Origin of the sequence: Streptomyces sp. NPDC051913, from assembly GCF_044593635.1 — a bacterium.
In the GTDB taxonomy this organism is placed as follows: domain Bacteria; phylum Actinomycetota; class Actinomycetes; order Streptomycetales; family Streptomycetaceae; genus Streptomyces.
This window is the reverse complement of record NZ_JBIUCI010000007.1, coordinates 1-23360: the sequence shown is the minus strand read 5'-3', so window position 1 is coordinate 23360 and position 23360 is coordinate 1. Positions and strand designations below refer to the sequence as shown.

Here is a 23360-nt window from a genome sequence, read left to right as displayed (position 1 = left end):
GCCCGCGTTCCCCGGAACGCGGGCCCTCACCCGTTCGGCCCATCCGGCCGGGCGGGGGAGCGGCACAACTGGGCACTCTGGATTACGCGTTCACCGCTTCCCTCCCCAGCACGGCCGAGGAGGTCCCCTTGTGCGCCTGTCCCGCAGCCTGGCCCCGATGGCCGTCGCAGCCGTTCTGCTGCTGTCCCTGCCGCACGAAGCGTCGCCCCACGCGCGCGAGGACACGGCACCGGACCTGTTCGGCGCCGCGTGCTACAGCAAGGTCATCGGCTCCCGGGTGACCGCCTACTGCCACAACCCCTATCCCGACGTCGACCACGTCCGGCTGCACATCGAGTGCGACCGCTGGTGGGACGTGGACAGCGACGGCGCCCCCGTGGAGGCCGGGCCCGCGCAGACCGTACGGCTCGACGGCCGCTGCTGGAAGGAAGTCCGCTCGGTGTGGGTCAGCCACCACAAGCGGTGACGGTCAGTCGCCGGCAGCGCTGAACAGCCCCGGCCGGCACTGGAAGGGATAGCTCGCCGCCTGCGCCGCGGCGGCCTCCGCGTCGCCCGCGCGGATCGCGTCCACCAGCCCCGAGTGGTCCAGATGCGTCTCCGGCGTCATCTCCTCGCCGACGTCGTCGCGCAGCCAGTCCCGCAGCACCTCGCCGAGGTCCGCGTACATCGCCGTCATCACGTCGTTGCGCGACGCGGACACCACCGCGAGGTGGAACGTCGCGTCCGCCATGACGAAGGCTTCCTTGTCGCGGGCCTCCCAGGCCTCCTCACGGCGCACGAGGAGCGCGTCGAGCTGCTTGAGGTCCCTCTCGGTACGCCGCTGGGCCGCCAGCTTCGCCGCGGCCGACTCCAGCGTGGAGCGGAGCTCGGCGATGTGCCGGGGATCGGCGTCGGCGAACCTGCGGTGCATCACACCGGCCAGCTCGCTGGTCGCCACGACGTAGGTGCCGGAGCCCTGGCGGATGTCCAGCAGGCCGTTGTGCGCGAGCGCGCGGACGGCCTCCCGGACCGTGTTGCGGGCCACCCCGAGCTGCTCGACCAGCTCCGGTTCCGTCGGGATGCGCGCCCCGACCGGCCACTCACCGGAGGTGATCTGCTGCCGCAGCGCGGCGATGACCTGCTCGGACAGCGCCGAGCGACGGGGGTGGCTCAGAGGCATGGCACACCTTCGCACGGGACGGGCGCCCGAAGGCGACCGGGGGATGGACAACCAATCATCCCATGATTCTATGATGGGTGTCATGGCAAGCGAGGAAACCCGTACGACCACGTCCCGGCACATACGGAGCTCAGCGGCGAACTCCGTGGCGAGCTCCGTGGCGAGCTCCGTGGCGAGCTCCGTGGCGAGCGAGTCCCCGAAACCGCCCACGCGCGCGTGGACGACCCGGCTGCTCGTGCTCGGCATCGTGCTGGCCGCCGTCAACCTCCGCCCCGCCATCACCAGCCTCGGCGCCCTCCTGGAGGAGGTCCGCGACGGACTCGGCATGAGCGGCAGCGTCGCCGGGCTCCTCACCTCCGTGCCTCCGCTCTGCTTCGCCGTCTTCGGCGTCATGGCCCCGCGCCTCGCCCGCCGCTTCGGCTCGGGCGCGGTGGTGTGCGCGGGCATGGCAGCCATCACCGCGGGCCTGCTGATCCGGCCGTACGTGGGCGGCACCGCCGGGTTCCTGGCCGCCAGCGCCCTCGCGCTCATGGGCATCGCCGTCAGCAACGTCCTGATGCCGGTCATCGTCAAGCGCTGGTTCCCCGACCGGGTCGGCTCCATGACCGGCCTGTACTCGATGGCCCTCGCCCTCGGCACGTCGGTGGCCGCCGCGGCCACCGTGCCGGCCACCGACCTGCTGGGCGGCAGCTGGCAGACCGGTCTCGCGGTGTGGGCCGTGCCGGCCGCCGTCGCCGTACTGCCGTGGCTCGCGTTCGTACGGCAGCGGGACGGCGCACGACAGGATGACGGCGTACGACAGGAGGGCGGCGGTCGGCCCGAGGGCGCGGCCTCCGCCGGGCAGGCGTCCGCGCGTGGGGAGCAGCCCGCCCCGCGGATCACCCGCAGCCGCACCGCCTGGGCGCTCGCCGTCTTCTTCGGGCTCCAGGCCACCGCCGCCTACATCACGATGGGCTGGATGCCGCAGATCTTCCGGGACGCGGGCGTGCCCGCGAGCACCGCGGGACTGCTGCTGGCCGTCACCATGGTGATGGGCGTCCCGCTCGCCTTCGTCATCCCGCGCGTGGCCACCCGGCTGCCGCACCAGGGCCCGATCGTGCTCGTGCTCGGCCTCTGCGGCCTCGTGGGCTACGCGGGCCTCTACCTCGCGCCGGCCGCCGGGGCCTGGGCGTGGGCGCTGCTCCTCGGCGTCTCCAACTGCGCCTTCCCGCTCGCCCTCACCATGGTCGGGATGCGCGCCAGGACCGGCGCGGGCGTGGCCCAGCTGTCCGCCTTCGCACAGAGCACCGGCTACCTCATCTCCATCCCCGGGCCGCTCCTCGTGGGCGTGCTCTACCAGCACAGCGGCGGCTGGGGGCTGCCGATCGCCCTCATGACCGGCCTGATGGTCCCGCAGATGGTGGTCGGCGTTCTCGCCGGACGCAACCGCACGGTGGAGGACGAGGCCGCCCGCTGACCCCACCCCCACGGGGCCGGTGACGGACGGGGGTGCGAGACTTGCCGTATGCCAGTGCTCGACCCGAATCCGCAGAACGGCCAGAAGAAGATGCTGCTCGTCTTCGGCTCGTTCCTCGCCATCTTCGTGATCATCGCCGTCATCGCCACGATCGCCTCGCCGTGAGCCGGTGAGCCCTTCGCCGCACGGGCGAGGGTGGGGTTATCCCCCGGTCCCCTAGGGGGTGGGTCTCAGGGTCAACTGGGTGGATCACCGGATGGGTTGGGGGCCGCCGAATCCGTACCTTCGAGATGTGGCCGCGAGCGAGCGGACCACCGGTCCACTCGGAGAGACGCGGAGGCACCCATGTCGGCCCCAACGCACACCCCGCCCCACCCGGCGACCCGGGGGCGCGCCGACATCCGGCTGCCCTGGTGGGCCCTCGCCCTGCCGACACTCGCCTTCATCACCCTGCTCGCGCTGATACTCAACCCCTCCGACGCGCAGGCCGCCGCGGGCGACCCGGCGATCACGCACCTCGTCGAGCGCATCCAGCAGCTGGCGGGCCGCTGAGCAGCCCGGTGGCACTGATTTCCGGGACCGGCCGGACCGGCCCGCGGTGATCGGTACGCAGCCCTGAAGCCGCATGTCAACTCCCTGCGCCGCGTGGCCTGTTTCATGCGAAGCTGGGTTCCATGAGCGTCGCAGAACCCCGCAGGATTGTCCTTTTCCGGCATGCGAAAGCCGACTGGCCACAGGTGTCCGACCATGAGCGACCGCTCGCCGACCGGGGCCGCATGGACGCGGCCGTGGCGGGGCGGAAGCTGGCCGACACCGACATCACCCTCGATCTGGCCCTGTGCTCCACCGCGATCCGGACCCGCGAGACGTGGAAGCTCGCCGTCCACGAACTCGCGCACCGGCCGAAAACCGTCTACGAGGAGCGGGTCTACGAAGCCTCTCCCGGCGAGCTCATCGCCGTGCTCAACGAGACCCCGGACGACGCGCAGAACGTCATCCTCGTCGGGCACAACCCCGGTGTGCAGGGTCTCGCCGAGATCCTGACGGGCTCGGCCGAGGGCGACGCCCGCGAGCGGATGAGCCGCCGCGGCTTCCCGGCCGCCGCCTTCGCGGTCCTGTCCTTCACCGGCGCCTGGAAGAGCCTGGAGCCGGGTGTGACCACCCTCCTCGACTACTGGGCACCCACCGAATGATCCCCACCGAGGCCTCACGGGGCCGACCGGCCTGACGGCAGGGGCCCGGCACCCTCACGGTGCCGGGCCCCGTCGGGTTCTTCCGACGCGCTCGCTCAGAGCAGCTCGTCGTGCGTGTCCGCCGCCTCGACCTCTTCGCGGGTCACGCCCAGCAGATACAGGACGGTGTCCAGGAACGGCACGTTCACCGCGGTGTGCGCGGCCTCCCGCACCACCGGCTTGGCGTTGAAGGCGACGCCGAGACCGGCCGCGTTCAGCATGTCCAGGTCATTGGCACCGTCACCGATCGCCACGGTCTGCGACAGCGGTACCCCCGCCTCTGCGGCGAACCGCCGCAGCAGCCGCGCCTTGCCGGCCCGGTCCACGATCTCGCCGGTGACCCGCCCGGTCAGCCTGCCGTCGACGATCTCCAGGGTGTTGGCCTGGGCGAAGTCCAGCCCCAGCCGCTCCTTCAGATCGTCGGTGACCTGGGTGAACCCGCCGGAGACGACGCCCACTTGGTAGCCGAGGCGCTTGAGGGTGCGGATCAGCGTGCGCGCGCCGGGCGTCAGGCGCACCTCGCTGCGCACCTTCTCGACCACGGACGCGTCCAGCCCCTCCAGCAGGGCCACACGCGCGTGCAGCGACTGCTCGAAGTCCAGCTCCCCGCGCATCGCGGCCGCCGTCACCTCGGCGACCTTGTCCTCGCAGCCGGCGTGTGCCGCGAAGAGCTCGATGACCTCGTCCTGGATGAGTGTGGAGTCCACGTCCATGACGACGAGACGCTGAGCACGCCGGTGCAGCCCGGCCGCGACGACGGCGACGTCGATGCCGAGTGCCGAGGCATCGGTCACCAGAGCGGTGCGCAGCGGCTCGGTCTCGACCCCGGACACCGCGAACTCCACAGCCGTCACGGGGTACTTGGCGAGCCGGAAGATACGGTCGATGTTGCCGCCGGCCTTGGTGATCCGGGCGGCGATCGCGGAGGTCGCCTCCGCGGTGAGCGGATGTCCGAGCACCGTGACCAGGGAACGGCCGAGGCCGCGGGGCCGGTTGTCACCGAGGCCGGAGATGATCTCCGCCTGCATCTTCACCGACTCCGCCCAGCTGTGGACGGTCGACCGCAGTTCACCCTCGAGCCCGCGCGGCGGCTCGGTCACGAGCGCGCACAGCACCATCCGGCCACGGGTGACGACCTGCTCGATGTCGACGACGTCGACGGAGTAGGCGGCGAGGGTGTCGAAGAGACCGGCCGTGATGCCCGGCGTGTCCTTGCCGAAGATCTTGACGAGAAGAGTGGGTACGTCGGAGGTCTGCGAAGCGCTCATGGTGTACCCACCGTATCCGGCACGCAGTGCCTTGCGCCCCTGAGGTCCGCCTGGCGGACAGGGAACACTGCGTGTCGGGCCGATGGAGTGGATCTTAAGCGCGGCGTACCGCCTCCGTTCACCTCCGCCCCTTGGGCCTGCCGGGCGGGGGTGGCGGCGGGGGCGGCGGAGGTGGAGGCGGCGGCCCCTCGTCCGGGCCGGACGCCTTCCGGCCACCGGGGTGCGCCCCACGTGACCCGCGAGGCGGCGGCTCGACGGGGCGGACCATGGTGGGCGCGCCGTACATGTCGTCGCCGGTCGGCGGCGGCTCGTCGGGGGAGTCGGCGGGCGGGCCCTCATCAGCGGGAGGCGGCGGCCCACCGGGCAGCTCATCGGGCGGCTCACCGTCACGGCCGCCCGGCCTGCCGTACCGCGGCACCTGCCCGCGCTCGGGGACGGCGCCCGCCCCCGGCCACCAGGCCCCCTCGGTCGGCTGAGCCTCCTGGCCCGGCCGCCAGGACTCTTCCACGGAGGACGGCGACTGCCCCCGCGAGGCCTCTTCGGGCGATCGGCCGCGGCCCCACCCGGCCGAGGGGCCGTACGCCGGCCGCGCGCCTCCAGGAGGAGCGTCCGAGACCCCGGCCCCCGGCCCGTCATCCGGCCGCGCGTCCTCCGGCTCGCGCAACTCCTCCGGCACACGCAGATACGGATTGGTCGCAGGATTCGGCGGCCGATACGGCGCCCCCGGCACATACGGCCCAGCCTCCCCGGAGTCTCCACCCGACCCAGCACCGGAACCGCCACCCGGCCCCGCGCCAGAGGCCGGCGACCCGCTCGGCCCCGCACCAGAGGCCCCGCCATGTCCCGCCCCGGAGGCCGAAGGCCCACCCTGCCCGGCCCGCGAAGACCCACCTTGACCCGCATAGGGCGAAGTCCCGGCGCCACGGGCATAGTGCCCGGCACCGGCGTCCCCGGCATGGCGCCCAGCCACGCCGTCCCCGGCGTACGGATCGCCGACGGCGCCACCGGCGTACGGGTCAGCCCCGTGCCCGCCCGCGTACCGGCCGGCCCCGCCCGCATCGGGCCATGACGTGCCGTCGCCGTCGCCGCGATCTCCGGCACCCGCACTCGAAGCCCCTGCCCCACTCACCCCTGAGACCGACCCCGACCCCGATCCCGTGCCACCACCCCCATAGGGTCCTGCCCCACCCGCATAGGGCCTCGCCCCTGCCCCACCCGCGTAAGGCCCTGCCCCCGCCCCGCCCCCATACGCCCCTGTCCCCGCCCCGCCCGGATGAGGCGCAGCTCCGGACCGCCCCGGATACTGCCCGGCCCCAGGCTGCCCCGGATAGGGCGCAGCAGCCCCGGACATCCCCGCGTAAGGCCCTGGCCCACCACCCGGAACCCCCGAACCTCCCACCCGTCCACCCGTCACCGCAGGCCCTCCGGCCGGGCCCGCGTCACCCAGTGCCAGCGCAGCCGCCCGCTGTCCCGCCGCCCCCGTCGCCCGGGCCAGCAACGCACCGGCGGCGCCCGCCCCCGCACCCCACAGCGCGCCGAGGAGGAGGGCCATGCCCAGGTGGCCGTGGAGTTCGATACCGGCGCCGAACGCGTCGAAGCCCAGCACCGACAGCGAGGCGTTCACGGACACCTCTGTCAGCCAGGCGAGCAGCGGCAGCGCCAACGCCGTGGCCAGCCCCAGCCGCAGCGCACAACGCCCGGCGAAGCCGAGGATGCCTGGATCCCGTACGAATGAGGCACTCGCAGCCGCCGCCCCACCGGGCCCTGCTCCTCGTACGAAACCGACACCCCCGGCACCGACCCCGGCACCCGTACCCGCACCCGCACCGGCGTCCGGCCATCGCGACGTCTCCGGGGCTCCCGCCCCCGACCACGACCCGGACCCCGTCGCGACAGCACCCCCCGCCCCCTTGGTCACCACACCCACCGGCGTCCGCACCGCCGTCAGGACCCCGGCCAGCAGCATCATCACGGCCGCCGCGACGGCCAACAGCCATACCCGGCCGTCGAGTTCGGCGAGGCGGGAGAGGGAGACGGACTCGTCGCGTTCGGAGCTGAGCAGGTCGTCCAGGGGGGCGGGAAGGAAGTGGGCCAGGGGGCCCGTCGCGCGGCCGTCCCACGGGACGAAGAGGCCGATCGGGATACCGAGCCAGGTGCCGTTGGGGGCGCCCAGGAGCGCCGCGCCGGCGATCCGCTTCGGGTGGTCGTCACCGATCGCCGCGTACGCCCCCGCCGCGAGCCCCGCCACGACCGCGACCAGCAGCACGGTGACCAGGGCCGACACCGCCGGGCGGACCACCCGGTGCACGGCCTCCAGGCCGCGGGGGAGGGGCGTACGGCGGGATGCCAGCAGGGCGATGAGAAGGATGCCCGCGGACCAGCCCAGCCCGCCCAGCAGCGTCGGCACCGTGTCCACCGTGAAGCCGACCGCCGCCTTCGCGTCGACCAGGTCGCCGAGCTGGTCCGGCAGCAGTCCGCCGATGTCTCCGACGTCACCGAGCCCGGGGATGTTCAGGCCGCCGCCGCCCCCGCCCCCGGGCAGTTTGTCGAGCCCCAGCGCGCTGCCGTCGATCGTGATGACATCGTGCCCCGCCCAGGCCAGCCCGCCCAGCGTGGCGACGAAGAGGGCGACCACCGTGCCCGCGCGAGCGAGGAGTTCGGCCGGGGCGATCACAACTCCCGCCGCCCGCAGGGACCGTAGGAAGAACCAGGACAAAAGGAGCGCACCGACGAGGCTCACGCCCAGTGGCGTGATCTCTATGGCTGTCGCCGCCTCCGCGCCGGTGAGCCCGAACGCGGACACGTCCCCGGACGGGGTCACCGAACCACCCGCCCCAAGGGCCACCACCGCCGCGGTCATCGGCCCCAGCGAGGCCGTCGCGTCCGCGCCCAGCAGATGCAGCCCGAGCGCCGCGACGCCCGCCATACCGATCAACGCCCAGCTCACGGCGACGATCGCGGTCAGCAGGATGTCGCCCCACGGCAGCTTCGCGCCGTACTTCGTGGTCTCGGCGTTCGTGGACACACTCATGGCAGACCCCCCGATCCGCGGCGCGGCGATCGCCGCGCTTGTCCCCCTCGCGTGGATTACCACTCTCCGGGTCGGTTTCAACCCCGTCAACGGAACCGGTCGATGCGTACGTACGTGGTCTTCACAAGGCCCGACTTTCGGTCAGGGGGCCGAGCCTGAAATAGTTCCCGACGATGTTCGACATCCCTAGACTCCCTGTGTTGGGGGTAACTCGGGGGACTACTCATGGGGCATGGAGTGCCGGAACTCGTACTGGAATTGAACGGACGTACCTGGACGCTCGACCCGTCCAGGTCCTACACCCTCGGACGCGATCCGCAGGGTGACATCGTGCTCGACGACGCCAGGGTGTCCTGGCGGCACGCCACGATCAGCTGGAGCGGCCGCAGTTGGGTCATCGAGGACCACGGCTCGACCAACGGCACCTTCGTGCAGGGCCAGCGGATCCACCAGCTGGAGATCGGTCCCGGCGCGGCGGTGAACCTGGGCAACGCGACCGACGGACCGCGCGTGAGCGTCTCCGGCGCCGCGGCGGCCGTCACACCGCAACCCCAGCAGCAGCCGTACGCGGCACAGGGCGCCAACCCGGGCTGGGCACAGCAGACGCCGCCACAGCAGGCACCCGCGCAGCAGGCACCGCAGGCCGGCTGGCAGCAGCCGCAGCAGCCGGCCGCGAACATCCCGCCGCAGCAGGGCGGCCCCGGCGTCGGCGCGGGGGCGCCGCCGGTCTACGGCGACCGCAGCCCGACCACGTTCCACCAGTTCTCGATCGGCCGCGTGATGCGCATCGGTCGTGCCCTGGAGAACGAGCTGGTCGTCTCCGACCTCCAGGTCTCCCGTCTGCACGCCGAGTTCCGCTCGACGCCCGACGGCCGTATGGAGATCCGCGACCTCGGCTCGCACAACGGCACGTACGTCAACGGCCAGCCGATCACCAAGGGCGGCTCGCAGCTGCTGGGACCGGCCGACATCGTCGGTGTCGGTCACTCGACGTTCCGGATCGTCGGCGACCGCCTTGAGGAGTTCGTCGACACCGGTGAGGTCTCCTTCTCGGCCCGCCATCTGACCGTCACGGTCGACGGCGGCAAGCAGATCCTCAAGGACGTCTCCTTCGGCGTCCCGGAGAAGTCGCTGATCGCGGTCATCGGACCGTCCGGTTCCGGCAAGTCGACGCTGCTCAAGGCGCTGACGGGCTACCGCCCCGCCAACCAGGGCGACGTCCTCTACGACAACCGGAACCTCTACAAGCAGTTCGCCGAACTGCGTCAGCGCATCGGTCTGGTCCCGCAGGACGACATCCTGCACAAGGAGCTGACCGTCAAGAAGGCCCTCAAGTACGCGGCCAAGCTCCGCTTCCCCGCCGACACCACCGGCGCCGAGCGCGAGGCCCGGATCGACGAGGTGCTGCGCGAGCTGAAGCTGGACATCCACAAGGAGAAGAAGGTCACCTCCCTCTCCGGCGGCCAGCGCAAGCGTGTCTCGGTGGCCCTGGAGCTCCTCACCAAGCCGTCGCTGATCTTCCTGGACGAGCCCACCTCGGGCCTCGACCCGGGCATGGACCGCGACGTCATGCAGCTGCTGCGCGGCCTCGCCGACGACGGCCGCACGGTCCTCGTCGTCACCCACTCGGTGGCCGAGCTGGCGATCTGCGACAAGCTCCTGGTGATGGCCCCCGGCGGTTCGGTCGCCTACTTCGGCCCGCCCGAGGAGGCGCTGAACTTCTTCGGCTACGACACCTGGGCCGACGTCTTCTCCGCCTTCGAGAACTACCGCGACTACGACTGGGCGGGACGCTGGAAGGGCTCCCAGCACTACCAGATGTACGCCGCGGACATCGACGCGATCGCGCCGCAGTCCGTACAGATGCCGCCGATGCAGGCGATGAAGCCGCCGAAGCCCCAGGGCTGGATGTCGCAGTTCGGCACGCTGGTGCGCCGCTATGTCTCGGTGATCGCCTCCGACAAGGGCTTCCTGGCCCTGTCGATCATCCTGCCGCTCGTCCTCGGCTCGGTGAGCCTGCTCATCGATTCCGGCAAGGACCTGCTGGTCAACACGGAGATCAACCCGAACACCGGAAAGCCCGTCGCCAACGGCACGGCCCTGACGGTGCTGCTGATCCTCGCGGTGGGCGCCTGCTTCGCCGGCGCCGCCAACTCCGTCCGTGAGCTGATCAAGGAACGGGTCATCTACGAGCGCGAGCGCGCCACCGGCCTGTCCCGCTCGGCGTACCTGATGTCCAAGGTCTTCGTGCTCGGCCTGGTCACCATGCTCCAGGGCCTGCTGGTCGGCATCATCGGCTTCTCCAGCCGCACCATCCCGGACGAGGGCCTGATCTTCGGCGGCCAGATCCTCCTGGAACTGTGCCTGCCGATCATGGCGCTCGGCTTCACCGCGATGATGTTCGGCCTGATCATCTCGGCCCTGGTGAAGACCGCCGAGAAGACCATGCCGCTGCTGGTGATGTTCGCGATCGTCCAGGTCGTCTTCACCGGCTGTCTGTTCCCGCTGGCCAACTCGGTCGGTGTCAACCAGCTCTCGTATCTGATGCCGTCGCGCTGGGCGGTCGCCGCCGCGGGCGCCACGCTCGACTTCAACAAGATCAGCCCGCCCGCCAAGGGCGACAGCGACGACCCGCTGTGGGCCCACTCCGTCGGCGCCTGGGGCCTGGACATGGCCGCCCTGATCGTCCTCGGGGTGATCTGCGGCTTCCTCGTGGCCCGCTTCCTGCGCCGCCACGAGCCCGAGGTCATGCGCAAGTAGTCGCACGCGTACGACGCCGAAGGGCGGCACCCCGTCAGTTGGGTGCCGCCCTTCGGCGTGCTCGAACGATGCGGTGACGCAGCGGTGTACGAGAGGTCCGCGCGGCCTCAGTACGCGCTGTTCACGTTGTCGATCGAGCCGTACTTGTCGGCCGCGTAGTTGGCGCTGGCGACGATGTTGGCGACCGGGTCGTACTGGCTGAAGGCGGTGCCGGAGACGTGGTACGCGTCGAACGTCGGCTTGATGATCTGCAGCAGACCGATCGACGGGGTGCCGTTGATCGCGTTGACGTCCCAGTTGTTGATCGCGTTCGGGTTGCCCGAGGACTCCCGGATGATGTTGCGGTACAGACCGTTGTACGTACCCGGGATGCCCTTGTCGTCCATGATGTCGAGGGCGTGCTTGATCCAGCCGTCGAGGTTGTTGGCGTAGGTCTTGGTGGTGGCCTTGACCGCGGCGCGCTGGGCGGAGCGGCTCGCGGCCTCCTTCGCCTTGCGCTCCTGCGCGGCCTTCTGGGCGGCCTTCTGCTCGGCCTTCTTCTTGGCCGCGGCCTCGGCGGCCGCCTTCTTCTTCGCGGCCGTCTCGACGGCGGCCTTCTTCGCGGCGGCGGCCTCGGCGGCCTGCGCCTGGAGGCTCGTGGCGGCGAGCTGCTCGCTGACGCCGGACTGGAGGCCCTTGAGCTGCTCGGAGCTGTAGGCCACCTTGGCCGTGGTGGCGGCCTCGCTCGTGGTCGTGTCCGCGTTGCTGGGAACAGCGGAGAACGCGAGGGCGGCGGCGCCGAGCGTGGCGACACCGGCGATCGCGACCTTGTGGCGCTTCGTCAGCGCGCGGCCATGGCCACGGGTGGAGTTCTGCGACATGCGGATGGACCTCTTCGAATAGCGCGGAGTCGCTCTGCGTCCTTGCGGCACAAACGCCGCGGGCGGAACCCGCGGCGCTGAGCGACGGCAGCCATTCTTAGCGGCCGCAAAAATGAGAGGCAAAGGTGTGACATACGATCCCGGGTAGTGGATCGGGTAAGGGCAAAACGGGACAGACGGGAACGTCTGTCCCGCTCACTGGGGACCTGTTTATCTCCTATTGACCTTCGTACGTGATGTGCGCCCTATGTGCGGGCTCACATGGGACGCGTGGCGGTCTCACCGGCAGTTGCTGAAGCAATGCTCTGCGTAAGGAGTCGGGTCTTCGCCGGGAAGGAGGAGATGGACGTCCCCGAACTCGTGCCACAGGTACAGCCCGCGCAGCGCCTCCTCGTAACCCCGATCGACGGCGGCCCCTCCGGCCACCGCCCGCAGCATCAGCAGATGCGAGGCCTCCGGCTCGTGCAGCCCGGTCAGCAGCCCGTCCACGACCCGTACCCCGCGCTCAGGGGTCACCACCAGGTCCGTCCACCCCTCACGCGCGCGGACGACCCCGTCGGCGCCGACCGCCGACTCCACGGCTCGCACCGCCGTGGTCCCGACGGCGACAACCCGCCCGTGCGCCGCCTTCACCGCGTTGATCAGCCGCGCCGACGCCTCCGGCACCGCGAACCGCTCCGGATACGGCGGCTCCTGCACCTCCGCCGACGCCACCCCGGTGTGCAGCGTGATCGGTGCGAACTGCACACCTCGGCTCACCAGCTCCGCCACCAGCCGCGCGGTGAAGGGCCGCGCCGCGCTCGGCATCTCCGCACTCCCGACCCCACCGGGCTGCGGCAAGGCGAACACCGTCTGATACGCGGACAGCGGCTGGTCCCGCTCCGTGTAGGAGTAACGGATCGGCCGCCCGAACTCCCGCAGCAGCCCGGGCACACCTGCCCCCGGGTGGGCTCGCGCCCACCACAGTCGCTCGCTCCGCCCGCTCAGCGGCTCCTCCAGGGTCAGTCGCACACCCCCGGGCAACCGCACCCCCGTACCCGCGGGCCCACCCGCACGCGCGCGTGTCGTGCCGTGCCCGTCGGGGTCCCGCAGTTCGACCGCCCACCGGCCGTCGTCCCCGCGCGTGGAGAAGTGCACCACCACGCGCGCGTGCCCGATCCGGCCGTCCACGGCCGCCGCCAGCGTCGGCGACGTGTTCACGAGCAGAAGATCCCCGGCCCGCAGCAGACACGCCAGCTCCGTGAACGCGTGATGCGACACCTCAGTACCGCGCGACACGAGCAGTCGTACGGCGTCCCGGTCCAGGCCGGGGCCGCGCTGCTCGGCCGGCACCCGGGCCGACAACTCCTCCGGGACGCGCAGCGTCAGCGTCACCGCGCCTCCAGCAACGCGGCGGCCGTGTACCGACCGCTCGCCGGACGCCGGTCGAGCAGGTGTACGAAGGCGGGGGTGATGTCCGTGGGCGTGGGTGTCCCCGACAGGTCCTCGTCGGGCTCGGCGGCGGCCAGCATGTCGGTGCGCATGCCACCCGGATCGACCCACCAGACCCGCAGCCCCGGCTCCTCGACGGCCAGCACCGCCGACAACTGGTCCAGGGCCGCCTTCGTCGCCCCGTAAGCCCCCCAGGTCCGGTACGCCTCAGCGCCCGCGTCCGAGCTCACGTTCACCACCGCACCCGAGGGCGCCGCCCGCAGCTCGGGCAGCGCCTCCTGGAGCAGCCCCAGCGGCGCCACCACGTTGGTCTCCAGGGCCGCGCGGAAGCCGCCCAGCGAGTGATCGCCTAGCGGCACCAGCGGTTCGGCACCCAACACCCCGGCGTTGTTCACCAGCAGATCGAGGCCGCCCAGCTCACGCGCCGCGGCCACCAGCCCCGCCCGATGCCCGGCATCCGTGACGTCCCCGGGCAACGCCGTCACGCGCGTGCCGTGCGCCGCGACTCCCGCCGCCGTCTTGTGCAGGGTCTCGGCGTTCCTGGCGTCGAGCACCAGATCCCAGCCGCGCGCGGCCAGCGCCTCCGCGAGCGCCCGCCCCAGCCCCCTGGAAGCCCCCGTGATGATCGCTACCGGCATGACACATCCCCTCGTCGTCACTTCAAGTGCCTTCGACGCCCTCAACGTAGGAACAAGGCGGCCCCGCCCGCGTCGGACGCGGGTCGCGACCGGGCGGGGCCCTTCGCCCTAAGCCCCCGGTCCGGGCCCTTCGCCCTAGGCCCAGCGCCCTAGGCGGCCGCCGCCACAGGGCGGATACGGACTGTCACACCCCGCCGGTACCGTGAGGGCATGAGTCAAGGCCCCAGGTCCGGTCTGGCCGCGGTGAGCGCCGCGCTGCTGGCCATGAGCAGGCATCTGGAGGTGCGCGACGTCCTCAAGACGATCGTCGCCTCGGCCCGCGAACTGCTCGACGCGCAGTACGCCGCCCTCGGTGTCCCCGACGACCACGGAGGCTTCGCCCAGTTCGTCGTCGACGGCGTCAGCGACCAGCAGTGGAAGGCCATCGGTCCGCTCCCCAGGCAGCACGGCATCCTCGCCGCGATGCTCCAGGAGGCCCAGGTCGAGCGCCTCGCCGACGTACGCAAGGACCCCCGCTTCGAGGGCTGGCCGTCCGCCCACCCCGACATGTCCGACTTCCTGGGCCTGCCGATCCGCGACGGCGACGAGGTCATCGGTGCTCTCTTCCTCGCCAACAAGCTGCGTCCTGCGGGGGGAAACCCCCCACAGGACGCGTGCCCGAAACCGGACGGCAGCTGCGGCTTCACCGCCGAGGACGAGGAACTGCTCTCCATCCTCGCCCAGCACGCCGCGATCGCCCTCACCAACGCCCGCCTGTACGAGCGCAGCCGCGAACTGACCATCGCCGAGGAACGCTCCCGGCTCGCGCACGAACTGCACGACGCGGTCGCCCAGAAGCTGTTCTCCCTGCGCCTGACCGCCCAGGCCGCCGCCGCGCTGGTCGACCGCGACCCCTCCCGCGCCAAGGGCGAGCTGCAGCAGGTCGCCGTACTCGCGGCCGAGGCCGCCGACGAACTGCGCGCCGCCGTCGTCGAACTGCGCCCCGCCGCCCTCGACGAGGACGGCCTCGTCGCCACCCTCCGCACCCAGATCCAGGTCCTCGACCGCGCCCACACCGCGCGCGTGACCTTCGACAGCTGCGGAGTGCGCGCCCTGCCCGCCGCCCAGGAGGAGGCCCTCCTGCGCGTCGCCCAGGAGGCCCTGCACAACGCCCTGCGGCACTCCGGAGCCGACCACGTCGACGTGACCCTGGCCCGCCGCGGCAGCGGAGCCCTCCTGAGGGTCACCGACGACGGCAGCGGCTTCGACCCGAAGACCACCCGCCGCGCGGGACGCCACCTCGGCCTCGTCTCCATGCGGGACCGGGCGAGCGGGGTCGGCGGCGCGCTGACCGTGGAATCGGCGCCCGGCAAGGGCACCACGATCGATATGGAGGTCCCTGGTGGCTGACGCAATCAAGGTGCTGCTCGTCGACGACCACCAGGTGGTCCGCCGCGGACTGCGCACCTTCCTCGAAGTACAGGACGACATAGAGGTCGTGGGTGAGGCCTCGGACGGCGCCGAGGGCGTCGCCCGCGCCGAGGAACTCAAACCGGACGTCGTCCTCATGGACGTCAAGATGCCGGGCATGGACGGCGTCGAGGCCCTGCGCAAGCTCCGCGAACTGAACAACCCCGCGCGCGTGCTCATCGTCACCAGCTTCACCGAGCAGCGCACCGTGATCCCGGCCCTGCGCGCCGGAGCCGCCGGATACGTCTACAAGGACGTCGACCCCGACGCCCTCGCCGGCGCCATCCGCTCCGTCCACGCCGGCCACATCCTCCTCCAGCCCGAGGTCGCGGGCGCCCTGCTCTCGCAGGAGGAGGCCAACTCCGGGCAGGGCAGAGCGGGCTCGCTCACGGAACGGGAGCGCGAGGTGCTCGGCCTGATCGCCGACGGCCGCTCCAACCGCGAGATCGCCCGCGCCCTCGTCCTCTCCGAGAAGACGGTCAAGACCCATGTCTCGAACATCCTGATGAAACTCGACCTGGCGGACCGCACCCAGGCCGCTCTGTGGGCGGTACGTCACGGAGTGGCCGGTTAAATCCATCGAGTGGACGGCAATACGGAGGGTTCCGCTCCGGAGTGAGATTCATACCGTCGTGGGAATGTCACCCGGACGGCGCATCCTCCGTGGATCTCCACCGTTCTCCAGTGCGTGCTGCGGCGACTGCCGCGGCGATCGCTAGGGAGGGCTCAGAAGTGAAGAACCTGAAGAAGGCAGCGGCCGTGACGATGGTGGCCGGCGGACTGATCGCCGCCGGTGCCGGGATGGCCTCCGCCACCGACGCGCACGCCGACGGCAAGGCCGTGGGCTCGCCGGGCGTCGCCTCGGGCAACCTCGTCCAGGCCCCGATCCACATCCCGGTCAACGCGGTCGGCAACAGCGTGAACGTCGTGGGCATCCTCAACCCCGCGTTCGGCAACCTCGGCGTGAACCACTGACCTCCACCCAGGAGCGACAGTGACCTCCGGCCTCCCGGGCGCTCCCGGGAGGCCGGTCCGTTTGTAGGGCCAATGACCCGAACGGGCAGTTGCCGTCGGGCTCCCGTACCGTTCGCGCTCACCTCCGCGTTGACCAGGCACGACCCGCGGCCGGGTCGGATACGCAAACGCAGGAGGAACGCTTCTCATGAACATCGCCAAGAAGGCTGCCGTGGCCCTCACCGTCGCCGGTATCGCCACGGGTGCCGCCGCCGGTGCCGCTGTCGCCGACGCGGGTGCCGACGGCGCGGCCGTGAAGTCGCCGGGCGTCGGCTCGGGCAACCTGGTCCAGGTCCCCGTCCACGTCCCCGTCAACGTCGTCGGCAACACGGTCAACGGCATCGCCGGCCTGAACCCCGCGTTCGGCAACAACGGCGTGAACGACTGACGTCGGGTCCGAGCCTGTGGGCCTCTCAAGTCAAGGGCGACTTGAGGGGCCCCTGGTCTGTGTGGCCCGGTCTCTTGGCTGCGGATCTGTGGGGGGTGGCCCCCCGCCTACCGCACTCCGCGCTCCCGCTCCTCCACATACGCGTTGTACGCCGCGACCTGCGCACGCCGGGCGGTGCGTTCCACCGGCCGAAGCGCCTCCGCCCGCGCCCCCATCTCACCGGCCGTCACCGCGCCCCCGTGCCCGTTCGCGTACGCCACGGAGATCAACAACCCCACCCGCTGCGCCAACTCCAGCACCCGCACCGCCCGCGGCGGATACCCCGGCGCCAACACCTCCCGCCCCCGCTCGGCCCGCGCCCGATACGCGTCGATCGCCGCCTCCGCCACCGGCCCCGACCCGGCCACATCCAGCCGCGTCAACACCTCCGTCGCCTCCCGAAGGGCCTCCGCCAGCTCCCGTTCGGCCTCGCCGAGGGAGGGCACATCGGCGGGCGGCGCCTCCCGTACGGGCAGCACATGCCAGACGACCTCGACATGCACATCACCCTCGGGCCCGGCCTCGTACACCTCCGGCACCAACCCGAGCGCGGCCCCGTGACAGATCACCGCCTCCTCGGCCTCCAACGCCCGCGCGTTGAACTCCGGCGGCCCGCTCAGCCCCAGCGGATGACCCGGCGCCGGCAGAGCTACCCGCAGCCCGGTCACCCCGAGCGCGCGCAACCGCCCCAGCGCGAGTGTCAGCCCGACCGGGCCCGACTCACCCGGCAGGCCCTCCACCCGATGGACCGCGTCGTCCCCGACAGCGGCGAGCACCGCGTCGTCAGGCGACACAAGTCCGGCCAAAAGGGCGTTTCCCCAAGCGGCGAGGCGTCCAGAGCGTGATTCCGTGAGCATGCCTCCACCCTAAGGACCGGACCGATGGAATGGGCCGCCCGACCGGTGGCGTAGATTTCCTTGAAGGCTGCGCCCGAAAATGCGCGCACGCGACAGCCGAGACGCCGAGACCGGTCACACTGCAAGGGGAGACAACGCGCTCATGAGCGATGTTCTGGAGCTTCAGGACGTATCCGTGGTCCGTGAGGGCCGGGCTCTGGTGGACCAGGTCTCCTGGTCGGTCAAGGAGGGCGAGCGCTGGGTCATCCTCGGCCCCAACGGCGCCGGCAAGACCACCCTCCTGAACGTCGCGTCCAGCTACCTCTACCCCAGCCAGGGCACCGCCACCATCCTCGGCGAGACCCTCGGCAGGCCCGGCACCGACGTCTTCGAACTGCGCCCCCGCATCGGCGTGGCCGGCATCGCCATGGCCGACAAGCTCCCCAAGCGCCAGACCGTCCTGCAGACCGTGCTGACCGCCGCCTACGGAATGACGGCCGGCTGGCAGGAGGAGTACGACGAGATCGACGAGCAGCGCGCCCGCGCCTTCCTCGACCGCCTCGGCATGAGCGACTACCTGGACCGGAAGTTCGGCACCCTCTCCGAGGGCGAGCGCAAGCGCACCCTCATCGCCCGCGCGCTGATGACCGACCCCGAGCTCCTCCTCCTCGACGAGCCCGCCGCCGGTCTCGACCTCGGCGGTCGCGAGGACCTCGTACGCCGACTCGGCCGGCTCGCCCGCGACCCGATCGCCCCCTCGATGCTGATGGTCACCCACCACGTCGAGGAGATCGCCCCCGGCTTCACCCACGTCCTGATGATCCGTCAGGGCAAGGTCCTGGCCGCGGGCCCGCTGGAACTCGAACTCACCTCCCGCAACCTCTCGCTCTGCTTCGGCCTCCCGCTCGTCGTCGAGCAGGTCGGCGAGCGCTGGACGGCGCAGGGCCTGCCGATGGCCTGACGCGCCTCGCGCCCTGTCCGCGCAGGACCCGCGGTCCTACCATGACCATGTGAACGACATCGACGCATGGGTGTGGTGGCTCGTCGGCGCCGCCGCGCTCGGAATCCCCCTCGTGGTCACGGCGATGCCGGAGTTCGGCATGCTCGCGGTGGGCGCCGTCGCCGGCGCGATCCTCGCGGGTCTGGGCTTCGGCGTCGTCGTGCAGGTGCTCGCCTTCGTCATCGTCTCGGTCGCCCTCATCGCCGTCGTACGGCCCATCGCGGCCCGGCACAGCACACAACGGCCCCAACTCGTCTCCGGGGTCGAGGCGTTGAAGGGAAAACAGGCCGTCGTACTGGAACGCGTCGACGGCACCGGCGGCGGCCGGATCAAGCTGGCCGGAGAGGTCTGGTCGGCCCGCGCCCTCGACGTCGACCGCGCCTACGAAGTAGGACAGGAAGTGGACGTCGTGGAGATCGAGGGAGCGACCGCGATCGTCATCTGACCTCGTACGACTCAACTGAACCGAACAGCCCACGAGTTGCTCGACGGTCTGTCAGACTCGACCAGCAAGATCTTCAACAACCATAAGATCTTCCGAAAGCGCCGAGGCGAAGAAGGGTACGGGGAAGCGACGATGGAACCGGTCATCATCGTCTTGATCATCCTGGTGGTGTTGGTCTTCATCGCCCTGATCAAGACCATCCAAGTCATCCCACAGGCCAGCGCCGCCATCGTCGAGCGCTTCGGCCGTTACACGCGGACACTCAACGCGGGCCTCAACATCGTCGTCCCGTTCATAGACACCATCCGCAACCGCATCGACCTGCGTGAACAGGTCGTCCCGTTCCCGCCCCAGCCGGTGATCACCCAGGACAACCTGGTCGTGAACATCGACACGGTCATCTACTACCAGGTGACGGACGCGCGGGCCGCGACCTACGAGGTCGCCAGCTACATCCAGGCGATCGAGCAGCTGACGGTCACCACCCTCCGCAACATCATCGGTGGCATGGACCTGGAGCGGACCCTGACCTCCCGCGAGGAGATCAACGCGGCCCTGCGCGGCGTCCTCGACGAGGCGACGGGCAAGTGGGGCATCCGCGTAAACCGCGTGGAGCTCAAGGCAATTGAGCCACCCACCTCCATCCAGGACTCGATGGAGAAGCAGATGCGCGCCGACCGCGACAAGCGCGCCGCGATCCTCACGGCGGAAGGCACGCGCCAGGCGGCCATCCTCACCGCCGAGGGCGAGAAGCAGTCCCAGATCCTGCGCGCCGAGGGTGAGGCCAAGGCCGCGGCCCTGCGCGCGGAGGGCGAGGCCCAGGCCGTTCGTACGGTCTTCGAGGCGATCCACGCGGGCGACCCCGACCAGAAGCTGCTGAGCTACCAGTACCTCCAGATGCTCCCCAAGATCGCCGAGGGCGACGCAAACAAGCTCTGGATCGTCCCCAGCGAAATCGGCGACGCCCTCAAGGGCCTGTCCGGCGCGATGGGCAACTTCGGTCCCCTGGGCGGCGGTTCAGGAGGCGGCGGCAACCAGGGCAACGGCGGAGCGGAACGCAGGGAAAAGCCGCCGATCGATTGAGACCGGGGAAACGACGACGGGGCTCGTCTTCACGCGGAAGGCGAGCCCCGAAGTCTTGGTGGGCGGCGGCGTTACGCGGCGGCCACGGCCAACCAGTCCGGCAGCGCCTGAAAGTCATCGGCCCCGAGCGACAGCAGCATCGCATCGGCCGGCGTCGGCTCGAACGGCTGCCTGAGCAACGGCATCCCCGCCTGCTCCGGAGTCCGGTCGGCCTTACGGTGATTGTCCTCCGCGCACGAGGCCACCGTGTTCAGCCACGAGTCCTGGCCACCCTGCGCCCGCGGCACCACGTGGTCCACCGTCGTCGCCCTGCGCCCGCAGTACGCGCACCGGTGCCGGTCCCTGACCAGCACACCCCGCCTCGACCACGGAGCTTGTCTTCGGAACGGCACCCTCACGTACCTGCACAGCCGGATCACCCGGGGCGCCGGTATGTCGACCGCGGCTCCGCGCATACGCAGTTCGGGGTGGGACTGCTCGACGACGGCCTTGTCCTGCAGCACCAGAACGACGGCTCGGTTCAACGTCACCGTCGAAAGCGGCTCGAAGCTCGCGTTCAATACCAGCGTGTCCCGCATGACCAGCCCACCTCCTGCGCTCACCCGCCCACCTCCATGGCGGGCTGGGATCAACTCTGGCCGGGCACGCCGAGATGGACAACGAAATAAAAAGTGCCCGCCCCTGATCACTTCCAAGACCAGGGGCGGGCAAACGTTCCATGAACGCTCGGATCGTTCAGCTCTGTTCGGGGTTCTCGTACTCACCGATCAGCTGGGCGCGGGCGATCGCGTGGAACCGCAGATTGAAGCCCACGACGGCGGGCGAGGCGTCGGCGTCCGGACCGAGCTTCTCCTGGTCCACGGCGTACACCGTGAAGACGTACCGGTGCGGCCCGTCGCCGGGCGGCGGCGCGGCACCACCGAAGTCCTTGCTGCCGTAGTCGTTGCGCGCCTGTACGGCGCCCTCCGGCAGCCCCTCGAACTTCCCGCTGCCCGCACCCACCGGCAGCTCGGTCACCGAGGCGGGGATGTCGAACACGACCCAGTGCCAGAAACCGCTGCCCGTAGGGGCGTCGGGGTCGTAGCAGGTCACGGCGAAGCTCTTGGTCCCGTCCGGGAAGCCCTCCCACCGCAGCTGCGGTGAGGTGTTACCGGCCGCGTAGACCTGAGCGTCCTTGAGCGTCGCCCCTTCCTCGATGTCCTCGCTCGTCACCGTGAACGACGGGACGGGCGGGTGGAAGTCATGGGGGAGAGGCCGCCGCTTGAGCTCGGTCACCTCGGTACCTCCTGATCGATTGCCGGAAATCAGCAATCCCGAGCCTAGAACCAGTTGCGCTTGCTGCCGACCTCGGACAGCCACTGGTTGAGGTAAGCCGCCCAGTCGGTGCCCTGGTAGTCGTTGAGCCCCACCTGGAAGGAACGGAAGGTGTCACTGCCCTCGCTGAACAGCCCCGGCTTCTTGTCCATCTCCAGGACGACGTCCATGGCGCTCTGATCGGCCACGAAGCTCAGCTCGACCTGGTTCAGTCCCCGGTACTGCTGCGGCGGGAAGAACTCGATCTCCTGGTAGAAGGGCAGCTTCTGCCGCGTGCCCCGGATGTGCCCGCGCTCCATGTCCGCGTTCTTGAAGCGGAAGCCCAGCTGGATGAAGGCGTCCAGGAGGGCCTTCTGCGCCGGCAGCGGGTGCACGTTGATCGGGTCCAGGTCACCGGAGTCCACGGCGCGCGCGATGGCCAGCTCGGTGGTCACCCCGATGTTCATCCCACGCAGCGCCTGACCGTCGATCATCGTGATCGGCGTCTCCCAGGGGATCTCCAGCCCGAACGGCACCGCGTGCACCGCACCGGCCTGGAGCTCGAAGGCACCACCGAGCCGCACCTTGGTGAACTCGATGTTCTGCTTGTACTCCTCGTCACCGCTCTCGACCTCGACCTTGGCCTGGAGCCCGACCGACAGCCCCTCGATCTCCTGGTTGACGGACCCGCCCTGGATCCGCACCTCGCCCTGGACGACACCACCCGGCACGACGTTGACCTCGGTCAGCACCGTCTCGACCGAAGCACCGCCGGCACCCAGGCTCGCGAGCAGCTTCTTGAACGCCATGACTCTCCCTCTTACGTCGTCCTGCTGTATGTGCGGGTAACGCGTGGACCCTTGATCCATACAAACGCCATCCGGCCGTGGCCGGTTCCGCGCCCTCACCCTTGCAAGGCGAACGCCCCCTGACCACCCCGTCGCGGCCACCCGTCTGCACTACCCTCGGACGGCATGATCGCGACCCCCGACCGTACGCCCCTGCCCCGGGAGTTCTTCGACCGCCCCGTACTGGAGGTCGCCCCCGACCTCCTGGGCCGCATCCTGGTACGCACCACCCCCGACGGTCCGATCGCCCTCCGCCTCACGGAGGTCGAGGCGTACGACGGCCAGAGCGACCCCGGCTCCCACGCCTATCGCGGCCGCACGGCCCGCAACGGAGTGATGTTCGGTCCGCCCGGGCATGTATACGTCTACTTCACTTACGGCATGTGGTTCTGCATGAACCTCGTGTGCGGCCCGGACGGCCGGGCGAGCGCGGTCCTGCTCCGCGCCGGCGAGGTCATCGAGGGGGCTGAGCTCGCGCGTAAACGTCGACTCTCGGCCCGAAATGACAAGGAACTGGCCAAAGGGCCCGCCCGTCTGGCCACGGCCCTCGGCGTGGACCGGTCGCTCGACGGCACGGACGCGTGCACCTCCGCCGAGACACCCCTGAGGGTCCTGTCCGGTACCCCGGTCCCCTCCGACCAGGTACGCAACGGTCCACGCACCGGAGTCTCGGGCGAGGGTGGCGTCCACCCGTGGCGCTTCTGGGTCGCCAACGACCCCACGGTGAGCCCTTATCGGGCTCATACGCCGAGGCGTCGTTCAAGTTGACGCGCCGTTGCGCGGTGCGTAATGTAGCCCGAGCCGCTTGAACCGGGTACGGCGATCGCCTGCAGCCGGAAGTGGCCAAACCACTACCTACGACATCCTCTGAGCGAGGGTGAATTCGGCGTGCTCGCATGCTCGAATTCGAACTCTCGGAACTCGATTATGAGTTAGCGAGAGGATCGGCTAACGTAGTGAATGTCGAAAGGCCGACAGGCGAAAGCCAGAAGCCTTCGGCAAATCCCGCCGACAGGGAATCGGACGCCGAAAGGATCTGATAGAGTCGGAAACGCAAGACCGAAGGGAAAAGCCCGGAGGAAAGCCTGAGAGAGTCTCTCGGGTGAGTACAAAGGAAGCGTCCGTTCCTT

Annotated in this window: 24 protein-coding genes; 14 read left to right on the top strand and 10 right to left on the bottom strand. The window is 70.7% G+C overall.

What is annotated here, in order from left to right:
* Positions 1-130: 130 nt before the first annotated feature.
* Positions 131-466 (top strand): hypothetical protein, encoded by a 336-nt coding sequence (locus ACIHIX_RS21910; RefSeq protein WP_399958648.1) that lies wholly within the window; start codon positions 131-133, stop codon positions 464-466.
* Between the two features lie 3 nt (positions 467-469).
* Here the strand turns inward: ACIHIX_RS21910 and ACIHIX_RS21905 are convergent, their stop codons facing one another.
* On the bottom strand, positions 470-1159 hold the full coding sequence (locus ACIHIX_RS21905) for a FadR/GntR family transcriptional regulator (protein WP_399958646.1): 690 nt from the start codon (positions 1157-1159) through the stop codon (positions 470-472).
* Between the two features lie 70 nt (positions 1160-1229).
* Between ACIHIX_RS21905 and ACIHIX_RS21900 the strand changes: the two genes are divergently transcribed.
* From ACIHIX_RS21900 to ACIHIX_RS21885, 4 genes are all read left to right on the top strand, one after another.
* Positions 1230-2615, top strand: a complete 1386-nt coding sequence (locus ACIHIX_RS21900) for a CynX/NimT family MFS transporter (RefSeq protein ID WP_399958644.1) — start codon at positions 1230-1232, stop codon at positions 2613-2615.
* A 48-nt stretch (positions 2616-2663) separates the two neighbouring features.
* A complete protein-coding gene (locus tag ACIHIX_RS21895) occupies positions 2664-2780 on the top strand; it encodes an SGM_5486 family transporter-associated protein (RefSeq protein WP_097262240.1) in 117 nt (38 codons plus the stop codon).
* 180 nt (positions 2781-2960) lie between these two features.
* Positions 2961-3167, top strand: a complete 207-nt coding sequence (locus ACIHIX_RS21890; RefSeq protein WP_399958642.1) for a hypothetical protein — start codon at positions 2961-2963, stop codon at positions 3165-3167.
* Positions 3168-3289: 122 nt separating this feature from the next.
* Positions 3290-3808, top strand: coding sequence for a SixA phosphatase family protein (locus tag ACIHIX_RS21885; protein WP_399958641.1), 519 nt, complete (start codon positions 3290-3292; stop codon positions 3806-3808).
* 95 nt (positions 3809-3903) lie between these two features.
* Here ACIHIX_RS21885 and serB read toward each other — a convergent pair whose 3' ends face one another.
* Entirely contained in the window at positions 3904-5115 is a 1212-nt protein-coding gene (gene serB, locus ACIHIX_RS21880) for a phosphoserine phosphatase SerB (protein ID WP_399958640.1), read from the bottom strand.
* 118 nt (positions 5116-5233) lie between these two features.
* Positions 5234-8146: a streptophobe family protein gene (locus ACIHIX_RS21875; RefSeq protein WP_399958639.1), complete on the bottom strand. Its 2913-nt coding sequence runs from the start codon at positions 8144-8146 to the stop codon at positions 5234-5236.
* 237 nt (positions 8147-8383) lie between these two features.
* Here ACIHIX_RS21875 and ACIHIX_RS21870 point away from each other — a divergent pair, with 237 nt between their 5' ends.
* Positions 8384-10906, top strand: a complete 2523-nt coding sequence (locus tag ACIHIX_RS21870; protein WP_399959415.1) for an FHA domain-containing protein — start codon at positions 8384-8386, stop codon at positions 10904-10906.
* A 107-nt stretch (positions 10907-11013) separates the two neighbouring features.
* Here ACIHIX_RS21870 and ACIHIX_RS21865 read toward each other — a convergent pair whose 3' ends face one another.
* The 3 genes from ACIHIX_RS21865 to ACIHIX_RS21855 all read right to left on the bottom strand — a co-directional run bounded on the left by ACIHIX_RS21865 (position 11014) and on the right by ACIHIX_RS21855 (position 13835).
* Complete coding sequence (locus tag ACIHIX_RS21865; RefSeq protein WP_399958637.1) at positions 11014-11766, bottom strand: transglycosylase SLT domain-containing protein; 753 nt, start codon at positions 11764-11766, stop codon at positions 11014-11016.
* A 279-nt stretch (positions 11767-12045) separates the two neighbouring features.
* Positions 12046-13140: an S-adenosylmethionine:tRNA ribosyltransferase-isomerase gene (locus ACIHIX_RS21860; RefSeq protein WP_399958635.1), complete on the bottom strand. Its 1095-nt coding sequence runs from the start codon at positions 13138-13140 to the stop codon at positions 12046-12048.
* Positions 13137-13835 (bottom strand): SDR family NAD(P)-dependent oxidoreductase, encoded by a 699-nt coding sequence (locus tag ACIHIX_RS21855; protein WP_399958633.1) that lies wholly within the window; start codon positions 13833-13835, stop codon positions 13137-13139. The genes ACIHIX_RS21860 and ACIHIX_RS21855 overlap by 4 nt, the downstream gene beginning before the upstream one ends.
* A 210-nt stretch (positions 13836-14045) precedes the next feature.
* On the opposite strand from ACIHIX_RS21855, the gene ACIHIX_RS21850 reads away from it, so the two are divergent.
* From ACIHIX_RS21850 to ACIHIX_RS21835, 4 genes are all read left to right on the top strand, one after another.
* Positions 14046-15224: a GAF domain-containing sensor histidine kinase gene (locus ACIHIX_RS21850; protein WP_399958631.1), complete on the top strand. Its 1179-nt coding sequence runs from the start codon at positions 14046-14048 to the stop codon at positions 15222-15224.
* Positions 15217-15858: a response regulator gene (locus ACIHIX_RS21845; protein ID WP_399958630.1), complete on the top strand. Its 642-nt coding sequence runs from the start codon at positions 15217-15219 to the stop codon at positions 15856-15858. Before ACIHIX_RS21850 ends, ACIHIX_RS21845 begins: the two co-directional genes overlap by 8 nt.
* Before the next feature lie 158 nt (positions 15859-16016).
* Positions 16017-16259, top strand: coding sequence for a chaplin ChpE (gene chpE / locus ACIHIX_RS21840; protein WP_059197195.1), 243 nt, complete (start codon positions 16017-16019; stop codon positions 16257-16259).
* Between the two features lie 187 nt (positions 16260-16446).
* Positions 16447-16686: a chaplin family protein gene (locus ACIHIX_RS21835; RefSeq protein ID WP_399958628.1), complete on the top strand. Its 240-nt coding sequence runs from the start codon at positions 16447-16449 to the stop codon at positions 16684-16686.
* Between the two features lie 107 nt (positions 16687-16793).
* Here ACIHIX_RS21835 and ACIHIX_RS21830 read toward each other — a convergent pair whose 3' ends face one another.
* Positions 16794-17582: a hypothetical protein gene (locus ACIHIX_RS21830; RefSeq protein ID WP_399958626.1), complete on the bottom strand. Its 789-nt coding sequence runs from the start codon at positions 17580-17582 to the stop codon at positions 16794-16796.
* A gap of 142 nt (positions 17583-17724) precedes the next feature.
* On the opposite strand from ACIHIX_RS21830, the gene ACIHIX_RS21825 reads away from it, so the two are divergent.
* The 3 genes from ACIHIX_RS21825 to ACIHIX_RS21815 all read left to right on the top strand — a co-directional run bounded on the left by ACIHIX_RS21825 (position 17725) and on the right by ACIHIX_RS21815 (position 20089).
* A complete protein-coding gene (locus ACIHIX_RS21825) occupies positions 17725-18522 on the top strand; it encodes an ABC transporter ATP-binding protein (RefSeq protein ID WP_399958623.1) in 798 nt (265 codons plus the stop codon).
* A 49-nt stretch (positions 18523-18571) separates the two neighbouring features.
* Positions 18572-19006, top strand: a complete 435-nt coding sequence (locus tag ACIHIX_RS21820) for an NfeD family protein (protein WP_399958621.1) — start codon at positions 18572-18574, stop codon at positions 19004-19006.
* A gap of 132 nt (positions 19007-19138) precedes the next feature.
* Complete coding sequence (locus ACIHIX_RS21815) at positions 19139-20089, top strand: SPFH domain-containing protein (protein ID WP_399958618.1); 951 nt, start codon at positions 19139-19141, stop codon at positions 20087-20089.
* A 71-nt stretch (positions 20090-20160) separates the two neighbouring features.
* Here ACIHIX_RS21815 and ACIHIX_RS21810 read toward each other — a convergent pair whose 3' ends face one another.
* The 3 genes from ACIHIX_RS21810 to ACIHIX_RS21800 form a co-directional block, all read right to left on the bottom strand.
* Positions 20161-20667 (bottom strand): HNH endonuclease, encoded by a 507-nt coding sequence (locus ACIHIX_RS21810; protein ID WP_399958616.1) that lies wholly within the window; start codon positions 20665-20667, stop codon positions 20161-20163.
* A gap of 157 nt (positions 20668-20824) precedes the next feature.
* Complete coding sequence (locus ACIHIX_RS21805) at positions 20825-21364, bottom strand: YbhB/YbcL family Raf kinase inhibitor-like protein (RefSeq protein WP_399958613.1); 540 nt, start codon at positions 21362-21364, stop codon at positions 20825-20827.
* Positions 21365-21408: 44 nt separating this feature from the next.
* Positions 21409-22191, bottom strand: coding sequence for a sporulation protein (locus ACIHIX_RS21800; RefSeq protein ID WP_399958610.1), 783 nt, complete (start codon positions 22189-22191; stop codon positions 21409-21411).
* Positions 22192-22356: 165 nt separating this feature from the next.
* Between ACIHIX_RS21800 and ACIHIX_RS21795 the strand changes: the two genes are divergently transcribed.
* The gene (locus ACIHIX_RS21795) at positions 22357-22998 is read left to right on the top strand and encodes a DNA-3-methyladenine glycosylase (RefSeq protein ID WP_399958607.1); all 642 of its coding nucleotides are present in this window, start codon (positions 22357-22359) and stop codon (positions 22996-22998) included.
* Positions 22999-23360 lie beyond the last annotated feature (362 nt).

Bases quoted from the DNA above. Each gene is read 5' to 3' on its own strand.
- ACIHIX_RS21905 (WP_399958646.1), bottom strand. From the start codon at position 1,159: ATGCCTCTGAGCCACCCCCGTCGCTCGGCGCTGTCCGAGCAGGTCATC.
- ACIHIX_RS21900 (WP_399958644.1), top strand. From the start codon at position 1,230: ATGATGGGTGTCATGGCAAGCGAGGAAACCCGTACGACCACGTCCCGG.
- ACIHIX_RS21895 (WP_097262240.1), top strand. From the start codon at position 2,664: ATGCCAGTGCTCGACCCGAATCCGCAGAACGGCCAGAAGAAGATGCTG.
- ACIHIX_RS21890 (WP_399958642.1), top strand. From the start codon at position 2,961: ATGTCGGCCCCAACGCACACCCCGCCCCACCCGGCGACCCGGGGGCGC.
- ACIHIX_RS21885 (WP_399958641.1), top strand. From the start codon at position 3,290: ATGAGCGTCGCAGAACCCCGCAGGATTGTCCTTTTCCGGCATGCGAAA.
- serB (WP_399958640.1), bottom strand. From the start codon at position 5,115: ATGAGCGCTTCGCAGACCTCCGACGTACCCACTCTTCTCGTCAAGATC.
- ACIHIX_RS21875 (WP_399958639.1), bottom strand. From the start codon at position 8,146: ATGAGTGTGTCCACGAACGCCGAGACCACGAAGTACGGCGCGAAGCTG.
- ACIHIX_RS21865 (WP_399958637.1), bottom strand. From the start codon at position 11,766: ATGTCGCAGAACTCCACCCGTGGCCATGGCCGCGCGCTGACGAAGCGC.
- ACIHIX_RS21855 (WP_399958633.1), bottom strand. From the start codon at position 13,835: ATGCCGGTAGCGATCATCACGGGGGCTTCCAGGGGGCTGGGGCGGGCG.
- ACIHIX_RS21850 (WP_399958631.1), top strand. From the start codon at position 14,046: ATGAGTCAAGGCCCCAGGTCCGGTCTGGCCGCGGTGAGCGCCGCGCTG.
- ACIHIX_RS21835 (WP_399958628.1), top strand. From the start codon at position 16,447: ATGAACATCGCCAAGAAGGCTGCCGTGGCCCTCACCGTCGCCGGTATC.
- ACIHIX_RS21830 (WP_399958626.1), bottom strand. From the start codon at position 17,582: ATGCTCACGGAATCACGCTCTGGACGCCTCGCCGCTTGGGGAAACGCC.
- ACIHIX_RS21825 (WP_399958623.1), top strand. From the start codon at position 17,725: ATGAGCGATGTTCTGGAGCTTCAGGACGTATCCGTGGTCCGTGAGGGC.
- ACIHIX_RS21815 (WP_399958618.1), top strand. From the start codon at position 19,139: ATGGAACCGGTCATCATCGTCTTGATCATCCTGGTGGTGTTGGTCTTC.
- ACIHIX_RS21810 (WP_399958616.1), bottom strand. From the start codon at position 20,667: ATGCGGGACACGCTGGTATTGAACGCGAGCTTCGAGCCGCTTTCGACG.
- ACIHIX_RS21800 (WP_399958610.1), bottom strand. From the start codon at position 22,191: ATGGCGTTCAAGAAGCTGCTCGCGAGCCTGGGTGCCGGCGGTGCTTCG.
- ACIHIX_RS21795 (WP_399958607.1), top strand. From the start codon at position 22,357: ATGATCGCGACCCCCGACCGTACGCCCCTGCCCCGGGAGTTCTTCGAC.